General features: G+C 50.8%; 18 protein-coding genes. 7 read left to right on the plus strand and 11 right to left on the minus strand.

The window, feature by feature from the left end; all coding sequences use genetic code 11:
* Positions 1–34: 34 nt before the first annotated feature.
* Genes KOO62_02300 through KOO62_02310 form a run of 3 tightly spaced genes read right to left on the minus strand, consistent with a single transcriptional unit; the run spans position 35 to position 3,867 of the window.
* Positions 35–1,387, minus strand: a complete 1,353-nt coding sequence (locus KOO62_02300) for a TldD/PmbA family protein (protein ID MBU8932815.1) — start codon at positions 1,385–1,387, stop codon at positions 35–37.
* Positions 1,384–2,826 (minus strand): TldD/PmbA family protein, encoded by a 1,443-nt coding sequence (locus KOO62_02305; GenBank protein ID MBU8932816.1) that lies wholly within the window; start codon positions 2,824–2,826, stop codon positions 1,384–1,386. The genes KOO62_02300 and KOO62_02305 overlap by 4 nt, the downstream gene beginning before the upstream one ends.
* A 60-nt stretch (positions 2,827–2,886) precedes the next feature.
* Complete coding sequence (locus KOO62_02310; protein MBU8932817.1) at positions 2,887–3,867, minus strand: ornithine cyclodeaminase family protein; 981 nt, start codon at positions 3,865–3,867, stop codon at positions 2,887–2,889.
* Positions 3,868–4,030: 163 nt separating this feature from the next.
* On the opposite strand from KOO62_02310, the gene KOO62_02315 reads away from it, so the two are divergent.
* The 3 genes from KOO62_02315 (at position 4,031) to KOO62_02325 (ending at position 7,599) form a co-directional block, all read left to right on the plus strand.
* On the plus strand, positions 4,031–4,621 hold the full coding sequence (locus KOO62_02315; protein ID MBU8932818.1) for a hypothetical protein: 591 nt from the start codon (positions 4,031–4,033) through the stop codon (positions 4,619–4,621).
* A gap of 318 nt (positions 4,622–4,939) precedes the next feature.
* Entirely contained in the window at positions 4,940–6,355 is a 1,416-nt protein-coding gene (locus tag KOO62_02320; protein MBU8932819.1) for a tyrosine phenol-lyase, read from the plus strand.
* Positions 6,356–6,654: 299 nt separating this feature from the next.
* Positions 6,655–7,599, plus strand: coding sequence for an HDOD domain-containing protein (locus KOO62_02325; GenBank protein ID MBU8932820.1), 945 nt, complete (start codon positions 6,655–6,657; stop codon positions 7,597–7,599).
* Between the two features lie 45 nt (positions 7,600–7,644).
* Here the strand turns inward: KOO62_02325 and KOO62_02330 are convergent, their stop codons facing one another.
* Positions 7,645–8,544, minus strand: coding sequence for a homocysteine S-methyltransferase family protein (locus KOO62_02330; GenBank protein ID MBU8932821.1), 900 nt, complete (start codon positions 8,542–8,544; stop codon positions 7,645–7,647).
* Between the two features lie 125 nt (positions 8,545–8,669).
* Positions 8,670–9,953 (minus strand): hypothetical protein, encoded by a 1,284-nt coding sequence (locus KOO62_02335; GenBank protein ID MBU8932822.1) that lies wholly within the window; start codon positions 9,951–9,953, stop codon positions 8,670–8,672.
* Positions 9,954–10,270: 317 nt separating this feature from the next.
* Between KOO62_02335 and KOO62_02340 the strand changes: the two genes are divergently transcribed.
* The 4 genes from KOO62_02340 to KOO62_02355 all read left to right on the plus strand — a co-directional run bounded on the left by KOO62_02340 (position 10,271) and on the right by KOO62_02355 (position 14,475).
* On the plus strand, positions 10,271–10,609 hold the full coding sequence (locus tag KOO62_02340) for an STAS domain-containing protein (protein ID MBU8932823.1): 339 nt from the start codon (positions 10,271–10,273) through the stop codon (positions 10,607–10,609).
* Between the two features lie 272 nt (positions 10,610–10,881).
* On the plus strand, positions 10,882–13,122 hold the full coding sequence (locus KOO62_02345; GenBank protein MBU8932824.1) for a carbohydrate binding family 9 domain-containing protein: 2,241 nt from the start codon (positions 10,882–10,884) through the stop codon (positions 13,120–13,122).
* Between the two features lie 130 nt (positions 13,123–13,252).
* On the plus strand, positions 13,253–14,023 hold the full coding sequence (tatC, locus tag KOO62_02350; protein MBU8932825.1) for a twin-arginine translocase subunit TatC: 771 nt from the start codon (positions 13,253–13,255) through the stop codon (positions 14,021–14,023).
* Between the two features lie 140 nt (positions 14,024–14,163).
* On the plus strand, positions 14,164–14,475 hold the full coding sequence (locus KOO62_02355; protein MBU8932826.1) for a ParB N-terminal domain-containing protein: 312 nt from the start codon (positions 14,164–14,166) through the stop codon (positions 14,473–14,475).
* Between the two features lie 111 nt (positions 14,476–14,586).
* Here the strand turns inward: KOO62_02355 and KOO62_02360 are convergent, their stop codons facing one another.
* Genes KOO62_02360 through KOO62_02385 form a run of 6 tightly spaced genes read right to left on the minus strand, consistent with a single transcriptional unit; the run spans position 14,587 to position 21,737 of the window.
* Positions 14,587–15,045, minus strand: coding sequence for a 23S rRNA (pseudouridine(1915)-N(3))-methyltransferase RlmH (locus KOO62_02360; GenBank protein ID MBU8932827.1), 459 nt, complete (start codon positions 15,043–15,045; stop codon positions 14,587–14,589).
* A gap of 1 nt (position 15,046) precedes the next feature.
* The gene (locus KOO62_02365) at positions 15,047–15,448 is read right to left on the minus strand and encodes a secondary thiamine-phosphate synthase enzyme YjbQ (GenBank protein ID MBU8932828.1); all 402 of its coding nucleotides are present in this window, start codon (positions 15,446–15,448) and stop codon (positions 15,047–15,049) included.
* Positions 15,438–16,358, minus strand: coding sequence for a signal recognition particle-docking protein FtsY (ftsY, locus tag KOO62_02370; protein ID MBU8932829.1), 921 nt, complete (start codon positions 16,356–16,358; stop codon positions 15,438–15,440). The genes KOO62_02365 and ftsY overlap by 11 nt, the downstream gene beginning before the upstream one ends.
* 17 nt (positions 16,359–16,375) lie before the next feature.
* Positions 16,376–20,080: a chromosome segregation protein SMC gene (gene smc / locus KOO62_02375; protein MBU8932830.1), complete on the minus strand. Its 3,705-nt coding sequence runs from the start codon at positions 20,078–20,080 to the stop codon at positions 16,376–16,378.
* A gap of 15 nt (positions 20,081–20,095) precedes the next feature.
* Positions 20,096–20,665 (minus strand): hypothetical protein, encoded by a 570-nt coding sequence (locus KOO62_02380; GenBank protein ID MBU8932831.1) that lies wholly within the window; start codon positions 20,663–20,665, stop codon positions 20,096–20,098.
* Complete coding sequence (locus tag KOO62_02385; protein MBU8932832.1) at positions 20,655–21,737, minus strand: DUF4115 domain-containing protein; 1,083 nt, start codon at positions 21,735–21,737, stop codon at positions 20,655–20,657. The genes KOO62_02380 and KOO62_02385 overlap by 11 nt, the downstream gene beginning before the upstream one ends.
* Positions 21,738–21,751: the final 14 nt, after the last annotated feature.

Below are 21,751 nucleotides of genomic sequence, written 5' to 3' on the forward strand. Positions count from 1 at the left end.
TTGTGATGCCTAAAACACCAACGCAGAGTGTGGCCTAGTGCTCGGTCTTACCGCTGAAACGGAACGATCCCAGATGCACCGTTGGGACTGTCGTGCATCCGACCGCACTCCACCATGATGCAATCCGCTCCCGTTCGCGAGAAATTGCCTTCGTCGTCTTGAACGCTCTAAGGAATGAATCGGTGAAACGCAGGTTCTTGATTCCGCTCTTAATCTCGCCATCCTCGACCAAGAATGTCCCGTCGCGGGTCATGCCGGTCAACACTGAATTGCGCGGATCAATCAGACCATTGAGATAATGGAAACGCGTGACAAGAATCCCCTTCTTGACCTGGGAGACCATCTTGTTGGCCTTCGCCTTGCCGGGTGCCATAAAGAGATTGAAACCAAACGCGCCTTCGTCGTTTTCATCTGGCGTGATCGCATGACCTGTAGATTTGGTCTTGGCCTTCAGCGCCGAAGCTCGGTCATGGACCACTCCTTTGGCAACGCCTTTATCGAGGATCATGACCTTTTTCTTCGGCATACCTTCGAAATCAAACGGGAAAGCAATAGATTTCGTGTCGAGTCCATGATCATAGATAGAGACCATCTCCGAAGTCAGCTTGCGACCGATCTTGCCCGAGAGGAACGACATCTTCTGCTCGAATGGTTTAGAACCAAAGCTCACATAGTTGAGCCATTCCAGCATCTCCGCCACAGCCGCCGGCTCGAGAATGACTTCCCAATCCCCCGGCTCGACCTGGATCGGATTCTGTGACAGGTCACACTTATCGACCGCTCTTTTGGCCAACCCCACAAAATCCAGTTCGGCTACATGACGCGAGGTTGCCGAAGCATACCCCGATGATGTATCGGACATCGCGATCATATTGACCGACGCCGCGCTCAGCGGCTGGTAAGCACGCACGCCGAGGGAGTTTATAATTGCAATCTCCCCGCTTTCGCTGGCGCAGGCACCAGCCATAGTAAACCGTTTACGCTTTGCCTCGGCGATGATCTTCTTGACTGCCATAGCTCGATCTCTTGGCGTGAACCTGGCGGTCAAATCATCGAAAGTATCCACACTCTTGTACTTAGCCGGACCGGGCAGACCGGGGAAATGCGAATTTTCCGGTTGTTGGCGAGCTATCTCAATCGAGTCGGCCATTGTCTTTCTCAGATCGGCTGTAACCAGTGAGTTGGTCGAAGCAACCCCCACTCGCTTACCAAGCACTGTCCGGAAAAAGATAGTACTATTGTTCTCAAACACATTCTGATGAATGTACGAGTTGGCATATCGTGTCAGGCCAGATTCATGACCAATGTAGACAATTTCAGTCTGGTCGGCTCCCGAACGAGCCAGGACGTTTTCCAGCCGTTTGAATAGTTTCCCTTTGCCGATCATTTTGTCACCCCGACTTTCACATTACGGAACCGCGCTGGTGCTGTCCCGTGGGCAACATGGGCCGTTTGCATCGGCTCCCCTTTGCCACAGTTCGGGACACCCCACACATGCCAATGTTTACGGTTGCAAACGGCATCACATGAGTTCCAGAACTCCGGGGTGATACCGGTGTAGGTGGCGTTCTTGAACATCCGACCCAGCTTGCCGTTCTTGATCTCCCAGGCAGCTTCAACACCAAACTGAAAATTGAGTCGGCGGTCATCGATAGACCAACTCTTGTTGAGATCGAAGAAGATACCTTTCTTCGTGTCGGCGATGAGGTCTTCAAGCTCCCACTTCCCCGGCTCAAGATTGATATTGGTCATACGAATAATGGGCAGACGATTCCAGCCATCGGCCCGCATGGTTCCATTTGAGCGTTGATTTACCACAGGAGCAGTTTCACGACTGGTGAGATAGCCAACAAAACGACCCTTCTTGATAATCGGTGTCCGTTGCGCCTTCACACCCTCGTCATCATAGCCAAACGTCCCCAACCCTCCACGAGTGGTAGCGTCAGCAGTGATGTTGACAATTTTTGAGCCGTATTGCAGCTTGTTGAACTTGTCCACCGTCATGAACGATCCACCAGCCAGCGAAATCTCGGTTCCAAGCACACGATCAAGCTCGATCGGGTGGCCGCATGATTCATGAACTTGTAGCGCCATCATCGGACCGCTAATGATAATTGTCGTCTCGGTGTCAGGACATGGAGCCGCTTTGAGCAGCGCGATAGCCTCTTCACGAACACGGTCAGTGTTGTCGAGAAGTTTCATCTTTTCGATTATCTCGTAGCCACCAGTACCGAAGTCTCCTCCGAACGAATTCGGGTAAGATCGTTTCTGGGCTTCCTTGCCGTCGAAAGCGACCGCGTTGAAGCCTCCGCCCGATTCGAGCAAGTCCTGTTCAATCACAGCTCCATCGGTGGACACGTACAACTTAGAAGTCTTGTAGAAAGTCATTGAAGCCTCTGCTGTCTTGATCTTCTTTGACTTCTTGAGTTCTTCACATGCCCTTACCAGAAGGTTAGCTTTGTCATCAGTCGGCACCTCAAACGGGTCCTTCTTGTACGGTGTTTGGTAGTGATCGACAAACGGCTCCTGCTCGGCCAGTTTGACCGGCTCGTGAACGGTCATAGCTGAGGCGCGGGCAATCTGAAGAGCCTTGTTAGCGGTCTTCTTCAGATTCGCCGATGTCAACGAAGCAGTGGCGGCAAATCCCCATGCCCCTTTGGAAAGCACCCGGATACCGACTCCGACATCGAGATTGCGCGACATCGAATCGATATTCCCATCCGAGGCTTTGAGTGATTCTTTTTCGCATCGCACCAAGCGACAGTCGGCATAATCGACTCCCTTACTTCGCAACAGTGCAATCGTCTCCTTCAGCTTTTCTTTCATGGAAGCTCCTGCTTCATCATATGTTTGTTGTCTCTAGTATCCTGACACAATATCAACCACTTAGAAATCCACGTTCGTCCCTATGCCGGCCGCGAGCGCCTTATCATATACCAGTTTGGCTGTCGCTACATCCTGAATAGCCAAACCGTTGGATTTGAACAGTGTGATCTCGTCGTCATTTGATCGAGCCGGTTTCTTACCGGTTACAACTTCACCCAGCTCGGCCTTAATATGACCAGCGGTCAACTCACCGTCGGCAATGGGAATCATAATGTCGCCCGCCTCCTTGAGACAGGCCTCGACCGAGTCGGCGATGAAAGTTGATTTCTTCACTATGGCCGTGTCAAGTTCGCGAGCACCGGGCGTATGACTTCCGATGCCGTTGATATGCACTCCAGCACGAACCTTGCTGCCGTCAAAAATCGGCGTGGGCGATGAAGTAGCGGTACAGATAATATCTGCCTGTTCGAGAATCGCATCGGCCGAATCGGCTTTGACAATTTCCACTCCGAGCTTGGAACCCATCTCATCTATGAACCGGCCGACCGCATCATCAGCGAGATCGAAGACCAAAGCTCGCGAGAGCTTTCTTGCTTCTGCCACAGCCCACAGTTGCATTTTGGCCTGCACGCCGGCGCCAAATATCCCCGCCACCTGACCGTCGGTCTTACGAGCCAGATAACGCGTGGCTACCCCGCTGGCGGCTCCAGTACGCACAGCAGTGAGATAACCGCCATCCATAATACAAACCACATCACCGGTCACAGGATCCTGCACCAGAACTTTGCCGATAACGGTCGGCAGATCGTGTTGCGTCGGGTTGTTTTTGTACACGGTCACAACTTTGCACGCCAGAGCACCCAGCTCTTTGAGGTAGGCCGGCATGTACAGCGCCAGGCCATCGGGGGGAGTAATCGGAATGCGAAGCGGTAGAACCGCAGTGCCGTTGGCAAGTTCGGCAAATGCCTTCTCGACTACATCCATGCAGTCAGCCATATTGAGCACCTTGGCTACATCATCTTTGTTAAGGAGCAAGGGCATGATTTCCTCCTGGGTTTCGATTTCGATTCACCATTATATTGGTGAAACTGCCCTTCGGCAAGGATATTCCCCAGTCACGAACATCACTTATGATGAATGCAGTATTGATCTTTTGCTCGTGTGAGGCTATCATGACACAGACAATAGGAAAGGAAAACTCACTATGACCCAATCCTTGTGGCCGGACAGACTATCGAAAGCTCTCAAGAAAGTCGTCGGAGAACGTGTTCGTGATGAAATCATAACCGACTGGGATGATAACGCTAAGTCCGAAGACAAAGCAGACTGGACCAGACAAACGCTCGATAAGCTGGACGCTCTGATACCCGACAAGAAGACCCGGATTGATGTCCTGTCCCGATGCTCTTGTGCTTGCTTTGAGGAGGACAAGATAGCACCCCTGCGAGAGTTGTATCGCAAATCCGGTGATATCGACAAACTTCTGGACGTGATGTACAAAAACCCTTTCTATGTTCGACCCCGCCGCGAGGATAACAAGATATTCTTCACCAAGATGCCGTTCGACGCCGAAGCACACGCCAAAGCGTCGTCGCCGGAGGAGCGCTGTCGGACATACTGTCATTGTGAATGGGCGCGTGCCGCTACCGTGAAGATGTCCTTGACCCACTGCTACTGCGGTGCCGGATGGTACAAGCAAATAATGGAAGGGATTCTCGAACACCCGGTGGAGATTGATATTTCCAAGTCTGTCTTACAGGGGGATGATGTCTGTGAGATAGTAGTCCGGTTCTAATCGTAGTCCGACTGGCTGAACAATTACACTGTAGGCTGACCAGTTCCAAGTTGCCGAGTTCATGTTAGCTTATGGATACTTCGTAAACGCAGAAGTGACAATCACAATCCACCGTCCCACGGGGCGCAACCACATGTTTCAAGTACGGTTTTAAAGGTGTTAACGGTTGGATCTGAAGGCGATTAATTCATTGGACTTACTACTCAGGATGATTTATCTTCTAGAAATCTTTGACGATTGGTGTGCATAGCACACTTGAAGTGAAAGTCCTTCAAGCAGGCACGTCACGAGTTACTTCTGTGTTAACTTGGAGGAACCGTGAAATACATACCGGAACCATTCAAAATCAAAACGATCGAACCGATCAAGATGACCACCCGAAAGGATCGTCAGAAGGCGATTGAAGAAGCGGGCTACAACACATTCCTGCTGAAAAGCGAGGACGTCTTCATCGATCTGTTGACCGATAGTGGCACATGTGCCATGAGCGACGCCCATTGGGCGGCGATGCAACTGGGTGATGAAGCGTATGCCGGTAGCAAGAACTTCTATGACCTAGAGAAAACTATTCAAGATGTATTCGGCTACAAACACATTGTTCCGACTCACCAGGGCCGTGCCGCTGAACACATCATGTCCCAGCTGCTGATTAAAGACGGAGACTATGTTCCAGGCAACATGTTCTTCACCACTACCCGTCTACATCAGGAGTTAGCAGGTGGCAAATTTGTTGATGTTATCGTGGATGAAGCCCATGATCCCTCCAGTGAATTCCCGTTCAAAGGCAACATCGACATTGCCAAGATGCAGCGTCTTGTTGACGAAGTGGGCGCGGACAAGATTCCGTATGTCAGCTACGAGACCTGCGTCAACATGGCTGGCGGGCAGCCTGTCTCAATGGCCAACGCTCGCGAACTGCGTGCCTTCTGCGATAAGCACAACATCAAGATAATGCTGGACAACACGCGTACCATAGAAAACGCGTATTTCATTCAAAAGCGTGAGGAAGGCTACGCCAATAAGTCCGTCAAGGAAATCGTCAAAGAGATTTGTTCTCTGACCGACGGTTGCACCTGTTCGTCCAAGAAGGATTGCCTGGTGAATATTGGCGGCTTCCTGGCTATGAACGATGAGGATTTCTTCATCCAGGCCAAAGCTCAGGTTGTCGTCTATGAAGGACTCCACACCTATGGCGGTATGGCCGGGCGCGATATGGCTGCCCTGGCTCAGGGAATCCGTGAGTCAGTAGAAACCGACGACTACATCAGATATCGTGTGGAACAAACCAACTACCTTGGCGAACTGCTAGCAGCCGCAGGTGTCCCGCATGTTGTACCTCATGGCGGCCATGCTATCTTCCTGAATGCCCGCGAATTCCTGCCCCACGTCGATCAGGAGCAATTCCCCGCTCAGGCTCTGGCGGCAGCGATTTACGTTGAGACCGGCGTTCGAGCCATGGAACGTGGGAATGTCTCCTCCGGACGTGATCCCGAAACCGGCCAGAACAGGAAACCAAAGCTGGAATTGGTACGGCTAACCATCCCGCGACGCGTCTATACCCAGAATCACCTTGATTTCACCGCTGAAGGGATCATTGAGTTATACATAAGGCGTGATCAGATCCAGGGATTGAAGTTTGTTTTTGAACCTGTCCAGTTGCGGTTTTTCCAGGCCCGGTTTGAACCTCTGGCTCTGACGGGTAAACGTGTTACCGAGAAGGCTCCCCAGTCCTGACGAACTTAACGGGCAGAGCCACTCCGGCTCTGCCCGTCTTCTTCATCGCCAATCTGTAGAATAATCAAGACTCGTGTGCAGTTCGGGTGCAGATTATCGGTTTCCAAACACTGAGTTCACCTCCTATCAACACGATCCTAATGAACCACATACGTATGGCCGATTATACTGTCAATAGGGTCTAACGCCAGTTGCCCAAAAAAGCGGTCTTCTTGACATTGAGATCGACACGGATTCGATTCGGATCGCCACGTCTACAGGAAGGCCAGGGCATCTGTGACGAGATTGGGAAGGGAGAAATGACAACAAGTGCAACTACCGAGAATACTTACGCTAAAGTAATCGATGTCAATGATTTCGGGGTCGATGAAATGACCTCTACTGAGGCTGATATTGGAGCGATTATTGACGTTGAGATCGTTCCGACTCTACCGGCGTATGTTCACCTGATTGAAGAAGAGCTTAATCGGGAAGATCCCAATCCGGCTCGTATTGCGGAACTTATGGCGCAGGATATTGGCCTTGTGACTCGTGTGCTCAGACTGGCCAATTCGACCATCTACAGTCGTTCAACGATCAAAGTTGCAACCATAGGCGAAGCAGTTCAACGCATTGGTATACGGGAGGTTCGGGGTATTTGCCTGATGGTGGCCCTGGCACCCATGTTTGCAGTTTCGGATCCTCATCTGAACCTGAAAATGCTTTGGAAGCATTCTCTGGCCGTTGCTTTGGCTTCGAAAGTGCTACATCGGCACTGCCCGAAAGATATTCAGAAACAACTCTCGACCGAAGTTCTCTATATTGCCGGGATGCTTCACGATATCGGATTGATTGTGTTGGCTCAACAGACCCCGGATGCTTTCAGCGAGGTCAGACGTCTCCATTCCGAAAGGAATGATCCTTTTTGCGACTGCGAGCGGGCGGTACTTGGTTTCTCGCATACCGACATCAGTTTTATGGTACTGCAACGCTGGAATTTCCCCGATCTTCTGACCGAAGTTGCGCAGTATCATCATGAGTACGATCAGGCTCAAGGCAAAGCTGCTCTGCATGCCCGAGTTATTCACGTCGCCGATTGCATCTGCAACCTGCACGGCAATTGCGACAATTTCGAGGGACTTGCTGAACCATATGATTGCGATGCCTGGAACGATCTTGGTATGGATGAAAGTCACATTGGTATTATCACCGAAGAGATCGACCGAATGATGGAAAATGCCGAAATTTTCGCTCTGCTAAGCTAACGACAGGTTGTGCGGCTTTGGGCTGTTTTCGCATTTGGATGAAGATCATCTTTTCGAAACATTGTACTCATCAACAACCCTGCACATTGCTGCAATATGATCCGGCGTAGTGCCACAGCAACCACCAATAATACTCACACCGCCCGCCAGCAATTGAGAACATCGTTCAGCCATAAATTCCGGTGTGTCAGGATAGATAGCCTGATCCCCTTGTATCTGAGGTAAACCGGCGTTGGACTGGATAATGATTGGCAACGAAGTATACTCCCGGAACTCACTCGCAATACGAATCATGTTGTCTATACCATCACCACAGTTGGACCCGATCACATCAGCCCCTGCCTCAGTCAAACCAACTGCCGCCTGCTCGATACTCACACCCATGATCGTAAGGAACCCATCAGGGGTCGGCTCAAAGGTCATCATGGCAGCCACCGGAATTGTCGGCGCAACAGTCTTGGCCGCTCTCACCGCCAGAGAAGCCTCGACGAGATCGGTCATGGTTTCAATGCATATCACATCCACTCCCTCCGCCACACAACAACGGAGCTGCCTCTCGAATCCATTAAGTACAGTATTGGGATTTGCTTCGCCTGACTCAGAAAGCTGGAGCCCGCAAGGACCACAGGAAACCGCAAGGTAAGCGTTGTTATCAATAGCCTTACGAGTAGCACTCACAGCGGTAGTATTGATTTCCTCCGTGCAATCATCGAGTCCATAATGAGCCAGTCTGAGCGGCGAGGCTCCAAAAGTATTTGTCTGAACGATATCGGCCCCAGCGGCAAGGTATGCCCTGGCGATTTCTTCAAGAATACCAGGCGAATGGAGATTCGTTTGCTCCGGACACTCTCCAAGTACCAATCCGCGCCTAATCAACTCGGTACCGAGGGCACCATCAGCAACGAGGACTTCTCCCCTCTTCAGTCGGTCCAGTAACGCTTCCACAACTCCGGCCTTCGCTTAGCTTTGACACTTTCTACATTAAAAACACTGACGCAGGACCGATTGTCAAGGAGGTTGCCACGCTGAGACTCGACCGTACAGAACAAAGAATGTGTGTGTCTGGAATTTCAGGAACGAGTCATCTGATCATCGTTGGCCTGCTCAGGCTCCAAATCGGAAACCTTCCGCCTTGGCCAGGGCACCAACTTGATCCCCCGCTTAACGAAATTTCCGATCGCCGCCGCCACTTCCGGCCCCCGTCTAAGTTTGATTTTGCGCTTGTCTTTAATATAGCCTTGAATGATTCGTGACTGCTCCAGACGATAGTCAGCCGCCTGCCGGTAACGCTGGAGATCACCGGACAGGGTTCTGGACAATTCAAAATTGTCGTCGAGTTTCATCTTCATAAAACTCTTAGCAGTATGCATTCGGAGACGTTCGAAAATGTAGTTGTCCCCGTCAGCAAGACGGCTTCCTGCGAAGGCCATTAGTATGATGATGAGATCAATTACAATCGCCAGAGCTAAAGAAAAAGCTGCCAGTGGGTCCAGATAGAGGAGGTCATTCACAACCTGACGGAACGCCTCCTGTCCGTTGTTTGGAACTTCCACAAATTCAGCTGGGTCAGGCGGCGTGGGCAGAGTGGGCATCTCCGTCATTACTGCTGTCACATGCGAGAGTGGAAAAGAAACATAAGCTCTGTTTACCTGATCAAATTGATCCTTAACGACCGCATTGCTACTTAGAGCAAGAGCAATTGAGTCATTGAGAGCTATATACTGAACTATCCTTTCTCGCCTCTCGACCGCCTGCGCCATGCGGCTTTCGAGATAGTTGACAATTATCCCCTGGCCCGCTCCCTGTTTGTAAGTCGTCCCTTTATATTTCTCCCAGGAAGCAATCGTGCGACGGGCGCCGTCAATAACCGACTGCAGAAATCGATCTTCGGTGCCTTCATCAACATCAGTAGCCCACCCCTTCGTATTCTCCAGTTCGATCAACTTCTCTATACGGTCTGTCTGATACTGACCCTCATGTGCGGCCTTTTTGGCGATCTGAGCGTACTCTGTCAAAACGGGGCGAGCGGTTGCAGCAAACTCAGCCCTTGCATCAGTCATACGGGTGGCACCGTTGAGACTGTCGTCGAAATTAGCATAGGAGAAGAATACTGAGAAAGTAGCCGCAGCCACAAAAGCTGCAATATATGTTCCCCGGCGTTCCCGGGTACGAAGCAAACTCCAGGCAATCCCTAACATGGCAGCCTGCAAACCAAGCGACCCAATCAGAGCAAGATTCCAACCGAGCAGTATTTGCATCCCATAGAACGTTGTAAAAAACGATAGTATCGACAGCAGAAGTGTACCGCCGTATATCATCAAGCCAGTTAAACGAGATAATTTGCTACGAATCATCGCTGCTCCCTCATAATGCGAACCGGCGTGACTAAACACCCTCGCACGTCCCGTGTTAAAAAAGTACTATATATTCCGTATTATCGGTCACTACTGTGAAATCATTATGACCACAGGATCAGCTCTACCAGTTTATCGACTATTGTGGAGTGACGCAAAAACACTTGATTTTCGTATCGTCGGGGAATATGTTAACTATGGTTAAGCGGAGGTTCCCGGAGGGTTTGGAACGTATTTAGATCGGGAGCGCTTGGCTGAAGGTTGTTATGACCGAGTTACAGAGGAAGTAAGAAGTTATCACATAGAGGATATTCACTATGAAGTTTAATGATTCCCTCGAAGGAAATGTGGTCGTGCTTGAAGTTTCGGGCAAGATCATGGGTGGTGATGAAACCACTATGTTCCATGGTAAGATTCACGAGTACATTACCGCCAATAATAAAAATTTCGTGGTTGATCTGGCCAAGGTCGATTGGATGAACTCTGTCGGTCTGGGGATGCTGATATCAGCTCTGACGACAGTCAAGAATTCCGGCGGTCGTCTGGTGTTGGCCAACATCACCAAAATTGAGTCAATCCTGACTATCACGCGGTTGATCACAGTGTTCGAACACTTTGATAGTCGTGAGGACGCTCTCAAGTCGTTCTCTGCATAATTTATTTTCCAGCTATGACTCATAAGAGCCCCGTCCTGCGGGGCTTTTTTTATTCCATGTATAGGGTGAGTAGAACATATCCCGGCCCAAACAAATTTGAGCCGGCCACCTAGTCGGCTCTTCCCGGAAAACCTGATAAGCTCCTTCTTTTACAAGAAAACCCCAGCCCCATCTAATTCCCACTCACTGCGATGAAACTCCGTCTTAATTATCGTCGTATACTCCACAACAAGTAGATATTGGAACTCAGTCCGATCGAGAAAGGAACATCAATGCGATCAATTATATCGATTCTTTTGAACACACTGATCCTTACCACCGCCGTAACCGCCCTGGCCTCAACCCCGCCAATTCTTGAAGTGCCAGCCTTGACGGGCAGGATCGATATTGATGGAGACCTCAGTGATTCCGGCTGGAAGGAAGCTGCGTTCGTGACCGACTTTACCCAGTTTCTTCCGGATGATAATGTAAAACCTTCGGTGCAAACCAAAGTCATGATTGGGTACGATCAATCAAATCTGTACCTTGCCTTTGTTTGCCAGGACGATCCATCAAAGGTCCGTGCCACGCTTTCAGATCGCGATGGAATGTTCGCCGACGATTTCATCGGAATCATCCTCGACACCTACGGAAACGCCGCCTGGGCATATGAATTCTATGTCAATGCTCTCGGTGTCCAGGGCGACCTTCGTTGGGTAGCCAATGGCGGCGAGGATTCGCGGTTTGATCTGGTCTTTGAATCGGATGCTCGAATGACCGAAGACGGCTGGCAGGCAGAGATGGCTATCCCGTTCAGCTCGCTACGATTCCCGGGCAAGGATGAGCAGTCTTGGCGGGCGACGTTCTGGCGCAGTCATCCACGAGATAATACTTACAAATACTCCTGGGCACCCTTAACTATTGGTGAACCCTGTTTCTTCTGCCAGTTTGGTTATCTCAACGGCATCAAGAATGTCAAACCGGGCAGCAAGCTTGATGTATTACCCTCCATGGTAGCATCCCAATCAAGCTACATAAGTGACCCGGACAACTTCCGATCCGATTTTGTCCATGACAACCCCGACGCCGAAGCGGCCCTGAACATTCGTTATCAACTCGGCACCGGAGTTATGGTCGAGGGTGCTCTTAATCCTGACTTCTCACAGATCGAATCGGATGCGGCCCAGATTGATGTCAATACGACCTTTGGCCTTTACTACCCCGAACGACGACCGTTTTTCCAGGAAGGCAGTGACCTGTACGGCACCTATCGCAATGTCCTGTATACGCGATCCATCAACGATCCGGATGTAACTTTCAAACTTACCGGCCGCATGGACCGTACGAGCTTCTTCTACATGGCAGCTCGCGATAAAAACACGCCCTATCTGGTTCCGATGGAGGAACGTTCGGCCTTTGCACCTTTAGGCAAGAGCACCTCCAACATCGCCAGGATACGCCATTCCATTTTCGACGACTCGTTTGTAGGTGCCTTGATAACCAATCGTCAGATAGACGGTGGAGGACACAATACAGTTATAAGCGCCGATGCGGGCATTAGATTCTACGAGAAGATCCGCTTTGAGACACAACTGATTGGCAGCCGTACAGAAGAGCCGAACCTACCTACCTTATCTGAAGACTATCTGCCGGACACGACCTTTGACGGTACCAACCACACGGTTGCTTTAGACGGTGAGGAGTTTGACGGCCACTCGATATTCACGAGTCTCCAGCGCGTTGGTCGCACGTTCGGCTTTCACATGGACTACATGGAAACCAGTCCTACCTTCCGGGCCAACAATGGCTTCATGCTGCGAAATGGAACACGCTCACTGGACATGTGGTACGGCATTTACCTCAGACCGAATGGAAGCGTGGTGACCAGAATCTCTCCCGCAATTGACCTTGGACGAGTCTGGGATTTCGATGGACAGCGCAAAGACGAGTGGGTACGGCCCATTCTTAATATCGACTTCACGGGGCAGACTTCGGTTTATATGAATTTTGTTCTTAGTCGGGAACGTCTACATGGAGTTTGGTTTGACGATATTCGCAAGGGCGCGATCCAACTCAATAACAACGCTTTCGAGGCATTCCGTTTTGGCGGATTTGTCAGCTACGGCAACTCGATAGCTCGCAATGTTGATCCGTTGCCGGTCATGGGGCGGGAGACTCTGGCCGAAACGTGGTGTACTATTAAACCGATGCAACAGTTCACAATTCGCCCCAGTTACACCTACTACAAGATTCTCGATCGCGACACAAAGGAGAGAATCGAGGAAGGGTATATCCTGCGCAGCACTATGAACTACCAGTTCACTCGGGAGATGTTTGTGCGGCTAATTGTGGAGTACAACGATTTTTCTGAGGGCTTGAGTTTCGAGCCACTGTTCACGTACAAGATCAATCCGTTCACGGTTTTTTATATTGGATCAAGTCACGGGTATGATTGGGAGATGGGATCGATGGAAAATGCCCATGCCCGGGACCGACTATTCTTCATGAAACTGCAGTATCTGTTCCGAACGTAAGACTTAGTTAAACCCGGGCCGTACATTGATACGACTCGGGTTATTCTCCATTCTTCGCGCTCAAGGATCATGTGACCAGAAAAACATTCGCGTTGACATTCGGGCTACTTAAGCCGACATTCCTCTGGATATGGTTGATGAAGAACACAAGTCCGAGCGATCAACTGGTAGCGGCATGGGCTTTCTGCAACACCTGGAGGAACTGCGCCGTCGATTACTGAAAGCCGTTATTACAGTCGTTGTCATGTCGGCCATTGCTTTCTATTTTTCGGATCAACTTATCAAACTGATCAAGATCCCGTTCGGCGATGATATCGAGCTTTACAACATTGCGGTCACGGGCGCCTTCTATGCCTACCTGAAAGTGTCAATCATTACCGGCATTCTGGTATCTCTGCCGGTCATCTTTTTCCAGATGTGGGCATTTGTGGCACCCGGCCTTTACCGACGAGAGAAAACCGCAATCCTACCGTTGGTGTTTATCTCCACGGTTCTATTTGCCGCCGGGGCGGTTTTCTGCTACCTGATTGTACTGCCGCTGGCTTTCGATTTCCTCATTGGGTTTTCAGAAGGTCTGGTAGTCAACACGATCACAATCGGCAGCTACATCAGTTTTGTCGGATTGCTGTTGGTCGCTTTCGGCTTCGGGTTCCAATTGCCTGTCCTCGCCTATTTCCTGGGGAAAATGGGATTTATCACTTCCGCGCTACTCTGCAAGGGACGACGATTTGCAATTGTGGGTATTCTGATTGCAGGAGCGATAATAACTCCCCCGGACGTCTTCACGCAGTTTCTCCTGGCTGTCCCTTTGTATATTCTGTATGAGGTGTCAATCATAGTCGTACGATTAACCGGACGAAGAGAGAAAACCGAAGAAGTCACTGAAACATCCACCGACTAACCCGGATCATGGTGTCGTTTGTCACACTGCAACACTTGACATCAGGACTCCCAGAGGCAATACTTAGTCCGAAGAGTCTGAAGAGACACGCGGGATAGAACATGGAGTTGGTTTGAATTGATACTCAAGGGAGAAACACTATGAAAGTGACAAGAGTTCCTCTGGATTTGCTGTTCGCTGACCGGCAACGGATCAGTTTTCGCAATATTCCCCCCCATGCCCACGGTGAAAAGTACTATGAACTGGTCAACACATCCAAATCTCGTGTTCCGATCGCACCTATCCAGGTGACGACGCAGGGGACGTACTATGTGATCCGGTACGGATATCGCCGGGCACTGGCCGCGCTCGAGACGGGTCGCAGGTACATTGATGCCTATGTTGAGAAAGACAAGAAACCAATTTGCCAGATGGTTCCCATCAAGGACCTTATGTTCCCGCAAGCCAAATAGACTTCGAACACAGTAGACAATTCTTATATCAATATAGCGGCGGCCATTGGTCGTCGCTTTTTTTATGGCTGGCTGAGAAGCTACCTGATGTCAAGCGGCAGGCTGTTTGACCTACTTATGGTAGTCAGTGCCGTGGAGGATCGAGAACCCGCGATAGAGTTGCTCCAGAAGGACCAGCCGGACAAGTTGGTGTGAAAAAGTCATCGGTGAGAGTGACAGGATCATATCCGCTCGACTCAACACCGATTCATCCAAACCATAAGCACCACCTATCACCAAATTGACCGAACCACCTGAGCTTATCTGAAGTTTCTCCAACACCTTCGCAAACGACTTGCTATCATGTCGGTCGCCAGTATCACCCAGAGCAATCACTGATCCCTTGCCCAGACGCGCCAAGAGGCGTTCGCCTTCATCCTTCATGATTTCTTTGGATGACATTGAGGAATGTTTGGCTGGTTGAACTATCTGCCATTCGAGACGTGCAAATCGGGACAAAAGTTTCTCATAGTGGGCGCAACCGTCACTCACCCAGCGATCTTTGTCCTTGCCGACAGCGATAATCCTGATTTTAAGCAATCTTCCCGACCTTGATTATCAGTCGTCGTTGTCGTGGACCGTCAAACTCACAGAAAAACAAAGACTGCCACCGCCCCAGCACTGGTTGACCATTCTCGATCAGCACCTGCTGTGAACAGCCGAACAGGGAAGATTTGATATGGGCGTCTGAGTTCCCTTCAGCATGACGGTACCCGTCGCTCTGTGGTATCTCTCTACCCAGTTTGGAAAGAATGTCACGAGGGACATCCGGGTCGGCATTCTCATTGATGGTAATGGCGGCCGTTGTGTGAGGCACATGGCAAAATGCAATACCGTCGTTTATGCCGCTCTCTTCGATTGTTTGACGCAACAGATTGGTAACGTCGATCATCTGCTCACGAGCCGAAGTGGGGACAGTAAACTCAGCTTTCATTACACAAAGCCTCCGCAAACTGCGCCGGGTCGAACCGTTGCAAGTCATCGATCCCTTCACCCAGCCCGATAAAGTCCACCGGAACTCCGAGTTCTTCCGAAACCGCAATCATGACCCCGCCTTTAGCGGTACCATCGAGTTTTGTAACGACTATTCCATCACACCCAACCGCCTCAGTGAAAACCTTGACCTGGCTGATAGCGTTTTGCCCGGTAGAGCCGTCGATAATGAGTTTGCTGTAGACCTTCGCATTGGGAATTGCTTTGAGGATGACTCGCCGGATCTTCTTGAGTTCCTCCATGAGATTGGCCTTGGTGTGCAGCCGTCCGGCAGTATCCACCAAAAGCAAATCAGCCGATCGGGCCAGAGCCGCTTTGGAAGCATCGAAAGCGACCGAAGCAGGGTCAGCCCCTTCCTGAGACCGGATTATTCCAACTTTGCTTCGTTCTGCCCAGATTGCAATCTGGTCAATCGCAGCAGCTCGGAAGGTGTCACAGGCGGCGATGAGCACATTCTTGCCATCACGCGAGAATTGAGTGGCTAGTTTCCCAATGGTCGTTGTTTTGCCAACGCCGTTAACGCCGACGATCAGCCACACCACCGGTTTTGGATCAGCTTCGTTGAACAGATGCTCATTATTGCGGGTCAGGATGGCAGTGATTTCCTCTTTCAGCAGAGTGATTACATCCTCGCCATCGGTAAGCTTGCGTTCTTTGGCACGTTCCTTAATACTCTCGATCAGACGCATGGACGCGGCCACGCCGACATCAGCCTCGATAAGAATCTCCTCGATCTCGTCGAGCAGATCATCATCAATTTTACGTCGCCGGACCACCTGAGAAATCTGTCCTATCAGACGGTCCTTGGTTTTGCTGAGAGATTTCTTCAGTTTATCAAAAGCACCAAACATATTCTGTCTCCGTAGATCTACTTGACGTCTTCCGGATCGACCGAGGAGACTGGTGCTTCAAGACGTTCCCTTATTGCAGGGGGTAGGTCGTCGTGGTAATCTCTGATTTGGTCGATAGTAATGGTCTTGCCATTGCCGTTTTCCAGACTGTGAACGATTTCTACATTCTCTTCACTGCCACCTTCCTCTTCGGAAAACCGCACTGCTACCAATTGCGAAACTCCTGGTTGTTCCATAGTGACACCATAAAGGTTGTTGGCAACTTCCATGGTAATCTTGTTGTGAGTAATGGTCACGAACTGAGTCTGCTCCGAGAATTTATCCAGAATCCTCAAGAAACGCCGGCAGTTGGCATCATCAAGAGGGGCATCTATTTCATCAAGAACGCAGAACGGGGATGGTTTGACCAGATACAGAGAAAACAGAAGCGAAATAGCTGTTAGGGCTCTCTCGCCACCTGACATCATAGTGATCGACAGCAGTTTCTTTCCGCGCGGCCTGGCGATAATGTCGATATCGGACTCCAGAGGATCATCAGGATCAACCAGCTTAATACTGGCTTCGCCTCCACTGAACAACTCCACAAACAACTTCCTGAAGTTGGTCTGGACTTTCTCGAAGGTCTCATTGAATAACTGACGGGCGGTCTGGTTGATTTTGGAGATAGTCTTCTTGAGGTCCTCACGCGCACTTTCGAGATCAGCTATCTGTTCCCCTAGAAATCTCTCCCTTTCTGCAGCACTCTTGTATTCCTCCAGCGCAAGAAGATTGACCACACCATACTGTCTGAGTTTTTCTTTCTTTGCGACGAGATACTCTCTTGCTTCAGCTTCACCCAGAGAGTCGTCGGGACAAGCAACCTCCACCTCGGCCAGATCGAGTTCATAGTCCTGGTTAATCCTGTCGATTAGGGCGCCCAATTCTGATTCAAACGTGGTCAGCCGCATTTCAATCTGGTGTTTTTCGTCGTTGAGTGTTTCGCGATCGAGTCGATGTTTCTTAAGCTCTCCCTCACTAACAGTAAGTTGCTCTGCCATACTGGCTCGAACTCCCTGTAACTCGGTTTGGAGGGACTCAATCCGAGAACGCTCCTCGAAAGCTTCCTTGAGTTGCTTCTCGAGGACCGCCATACTGTCGGTTGAGGAATCAATATCTGAGCGAGCCTGACGGATCTCATCTTTCTTGATGTCAACGGTCCGTCCGATTTCCTCTCGCAGTTGACGGATATGGGTCAGCTTGCTTTCCGTCTGTTCAATCCGACTACGCGCTTCGACCATCTTCACCTGCAAGTGTGACACCTGCTCCAGAGCGGTCACAGCCGCCTTCTCAAATTCAGCCAGGCGTTCACCGCCCAGAGACATGTCGGAGACTAGATTTTTCTTCTGGTCGGACAGTTTGGTGAAATCCAATTCCAGATCAAGTTGGCGATGGCGAATGTATTCAAGTTTGTCGATAGCGGTCTGGTGCTCACGCGACAAGCGGTCCATTTCGGCCTGGGCGGTACGGCGCTGATACTCCAGGTCGCCGACCTCATGTTCAACCGATTGAAGCTGGTCTTCGAGTGATTTCCGTGTCTCCGCCAATTGTCCGGACTCGGCGCGTACCGAAGCTATTTCGGCCGTGATGCGATTCCTCCGCTCCTGGGCAGCCTGCCTTCTGGCGGTTAGTTCGGTAAGGGTAGCTTCCTGCTCAGCCACCTTCTCCTCACGGCGGAACAACGGGAATTTATCGGCCGAACCGCCACAGATAGCGTTCCTGCTGTACAGCACACCGTCAGTTGACACTGCCGAGAAACCATAAGGAAGACGTTCCAACAGCTGAGCCGGGTCAGAACCCGCCTGAAATACTGCAGTTCGGGAGAGAACGGCCTGCATCAGGGCGCACAAATGCTCATCAGCAGTGATATGGCTGTCAAGCCAACCAACGAATTCAGGCAGATCAATCTCGGGACGACGGGCTACTGGATTGAGCATGCCACTGGTCGGCACCAACAGTCCGACCTTCCCTTTTCTTTCAGCCTTAAGATAGGTAATGATTTCTTCGGCCGTTTCCCTATCGTTGCAGATAACGAACCCGGCGATCTCACCCAGGGCGGCTTCTGTTGCCACCTCCATACCCTCGACTGGCACAAACTTCTCCGCCACCGTACCGACAACATTCGGCCATCGGTCGCGGACCTCCATAGTCGCAACGACGCCGGATTCATACCCTTCATACTGCAGAATCATGTCTTCCAGAAGACTTTTGCGAGCCTGACAAGCTTCAATGGAGGCAGTCAGATTGGACACTTCGACTGCTGTCTCCTCGTTCTGCTCGACCAGATCGTTCAGGCGACCAGTCAGGTCCGACATCCTCTCTTCTGCGGAAATCTTCTCTGCCCTGACCGTATCGCAGTCGGTTTGTTTCTGCTCCAGACGGGTTTTCAGGGTGTCGTTTTCGCCGCGAAGAATGCCAAGTCGGCTATCCCGGTCCGCTACCAATTCGGTCAATTCCGATTCCTGTTGACGGAGATTGTCGTCTTCCGCTTTCTCCGAGGAGAGTTTCCCTTCCAGTTCGAGTAGTCGCCCGTTTTCAGACTCCTTTGCGGTTCGCGCCCGGAGCAATTGCTGATCTGCCTCGGCTTGTACGCGCTGAGATTCCATCAGCCTAGTCTCAAGAGAAGACAAGTCGAGTCGCTGGGTCTCAAGAAGGTCCTCAGCTTCGAGAGTCTGCTCGCCGAGAATGCGAGCACGCTCCCCCATACCATAAATGTCAGATTCGTTGCGTTCACTAAGGGTGCGAGCATTGGAGCGTTTTTCAGTCAGAATCGAAATCTTGTTTTCATAGCCATGCGCCTGCTCAGTAATCTCAAATGCGTCGCTCCCGACACCGGCGAGTTTCTGATCCATCTCGGACCTATCCAGACGCTCAGCTTCGAGTTTTACCGATATCTTCTCAATCGATGTCTCGATCCCGATCACAGCGTCAGTTATAGTTTCCAGACGAGCACTGAGTTCACGCTTCTCACTGCGTATGCCAGTCAGACGACTGGATCCAAGATACAGTTCCCACTGCTTGATCTCATCGGCCACAGTTTGATACCGCTCGGCCTTCCGGTACTGACGTTTGAGCGATCGGACCTGGGTCTGGACTTCTGAATATATGTCCTTGAGCCGCAGGAAATCGATCTGGGTCGCTTCCATCTTCCGCAGCGCCGCTCGTTTGCGTTGTTTGTACTTGGTAATGCCGGCTGCTTCCTCGAACAGGTAGCGCCTTTCTTCGGCTTTGTCAGAAATCACAGCATCAATCATGTCTTGCTGAATTACAGAGTATGATCGTGCACCGACCCCGGTGTCATAGAAGAGTTCTGTTATGTCTTTGAGACGGCACGGAACTTTGTTGAGAAGATACTCCGATTCGCCACTCCGAAATAATCTCCGGGTCACCTGGACTTCACTATATTCGGTGGGAAGAATGCCGCGGTTGTTTACTAGTGTCAGAGTAACTTCAGCCATGCCCAGCGGTTTGATTTCGCCTGTGCCGTTGAATATGATCTCTTCCATCTTGCTTCCGCGCAGCAGTGAAGTCCGTTGTTCTCCAAGCACCCAGCGCAAAGCGTCAAGAATGTTGGTCTTGCCGCATCCGTTTGGTCCAACAACAGCGGTGATTCCGCGTGAGAACAGGATAGCAGTCTTATTTGCAAAGGACTTGAAGCCCAGTATGTCCAATCGTTTTAGGTACAATGTTCCTCCAAAGGATTAGCGGTGCTTTTCGGCAACCGAAGGTCCCTCTTTGAGTAACCGGAGAATATCCAGCAAAGAGCGGTAGATGTTGCGTTCGTCACGAAGGTACTTCGTCTTTATTTCGAGGTTGTAGAATGGCTCACCCAAATGGTTCCCGCGGCCAATTCTGATCGCCTTGGGAAAACTGAGCAGAACGCTTGAAGTAAACCAGGATCGACTCAAATTCATGTCTAGCAGGAGATCAAATTTCTCTTTTTCAAGCGTCTGTAAATAGCTTTTCCTGGCGACTCCCGACCACGCCACCTGGTCAACTGTGGGAGTCATAATAGAAAACCCCTTCCGGGGGAAAATGTCGGCTATAGTCGGCCCGGGCATAGCCAGTAACGTGATTGATGAAGGATGAAACAGCTCTGCTATTCTCGGCAGGAACTGTTTGACGAGCGTCAGTTCCCGTAATTCACCGGGTAGACAGACCAGGATGCGTTTGGGTTTCTGTAACGCAGACGGGAAATCAAACTGAACCATCTCCATTCTTTTCTTGAGACGATTCATCTTGGCCTTGGCCACCATGTCTCTAACGCCCATCGTTAGCCCCCACCGGTAAACTGGCCGAGTCAACTTCGTTATTGATCTCCGAAGGTAAACTCTCAGGAGAGCTAGTGGTATTAGCTTCGTTTCCAGTCCCCATCAACAAGTTTAGCAAACCGCGAAGGGTGTCAATCTCATCTCCAGTCTCCGGCAATACGTTGACTGGAGTAATTATCTCCGGCTTGGGGTTGGTCGGTGTTTCCTCTGCAGCCGGTTCGAGGGAAGGCGGATTGAGGAAAGAATCGACATTCACCTGAGTAATTCTGACCATTTTTATGCGCCCGGTGGAAGGCGAGACGGGGTTAATCCGAACCCCGTTCAGATCAATATCCACTATGCGTGGCACCGCTACCGATAACGTAAGCCGGTACTTGGCCGTCACTTCGTATACTCTCCCCGCTACGAGATTGCGATAGATGGCAGTATCCCCATCAGCAAACACAGCCGCCCAGCAACTACCGCGGGCGGTCAGTTTCAGCTTAAGTTCGTCCGGTTCCTCGTAGGCAGGCACATTCCAATCATAATTCGCATATGATTCCTCACGGCTCCCGACCGGCGCTGGTGAGGTTGTCTCACTAACTTCCTGTGTCGCGCTGGCGGATATATCGGTCGTTCGTTGCATGTCACGAAGCAACTGACGCCCGACCAAGAAACCACCGACGACCAATACAGTTGCGGCACCAGCCCACATCAGCTTGCGCCACATATCCCGATCTATCCCAAAACGGCTCTCGGCTATCGTTGTAACATTCTCATCGTCCGAGACCGGCTCGTCCCTGGCCGGACGAACTGGTTTCTTCGTGGATTTGGGAGGTTCGGGAGTATCCTTGAGGTCATCCTCAATCGCCAGTACTGTCGCCGCGTAGTCCACTCCGACAGCCTCGGCATAACTCTTAGCAAACAGTCCGAAGTATATCTCCGACGGCAATTTGCTAACATCCCCACGTTCGATACACTCGAGATTAGCTACCGGGATTCTGAGACTCTCGGCCAATTCGTCAAGCTTGACACCTTTACGTTCGCGCTCCAGCTTCAGCAGCGCTCCAAGTTTTTCTTCCACAATGCTCATAAATAAACGCTCAA

It is taken from the genome of Candidatus Zixiibacteriota bacterium (genome assembly GCA_019038695.1).
In the GTDB taxonomy this organism is placed as follows: domain Bacteria; phylum Zixibacteria; class MSB-5A5; order GN15; family FEB-12; genus B120-G9.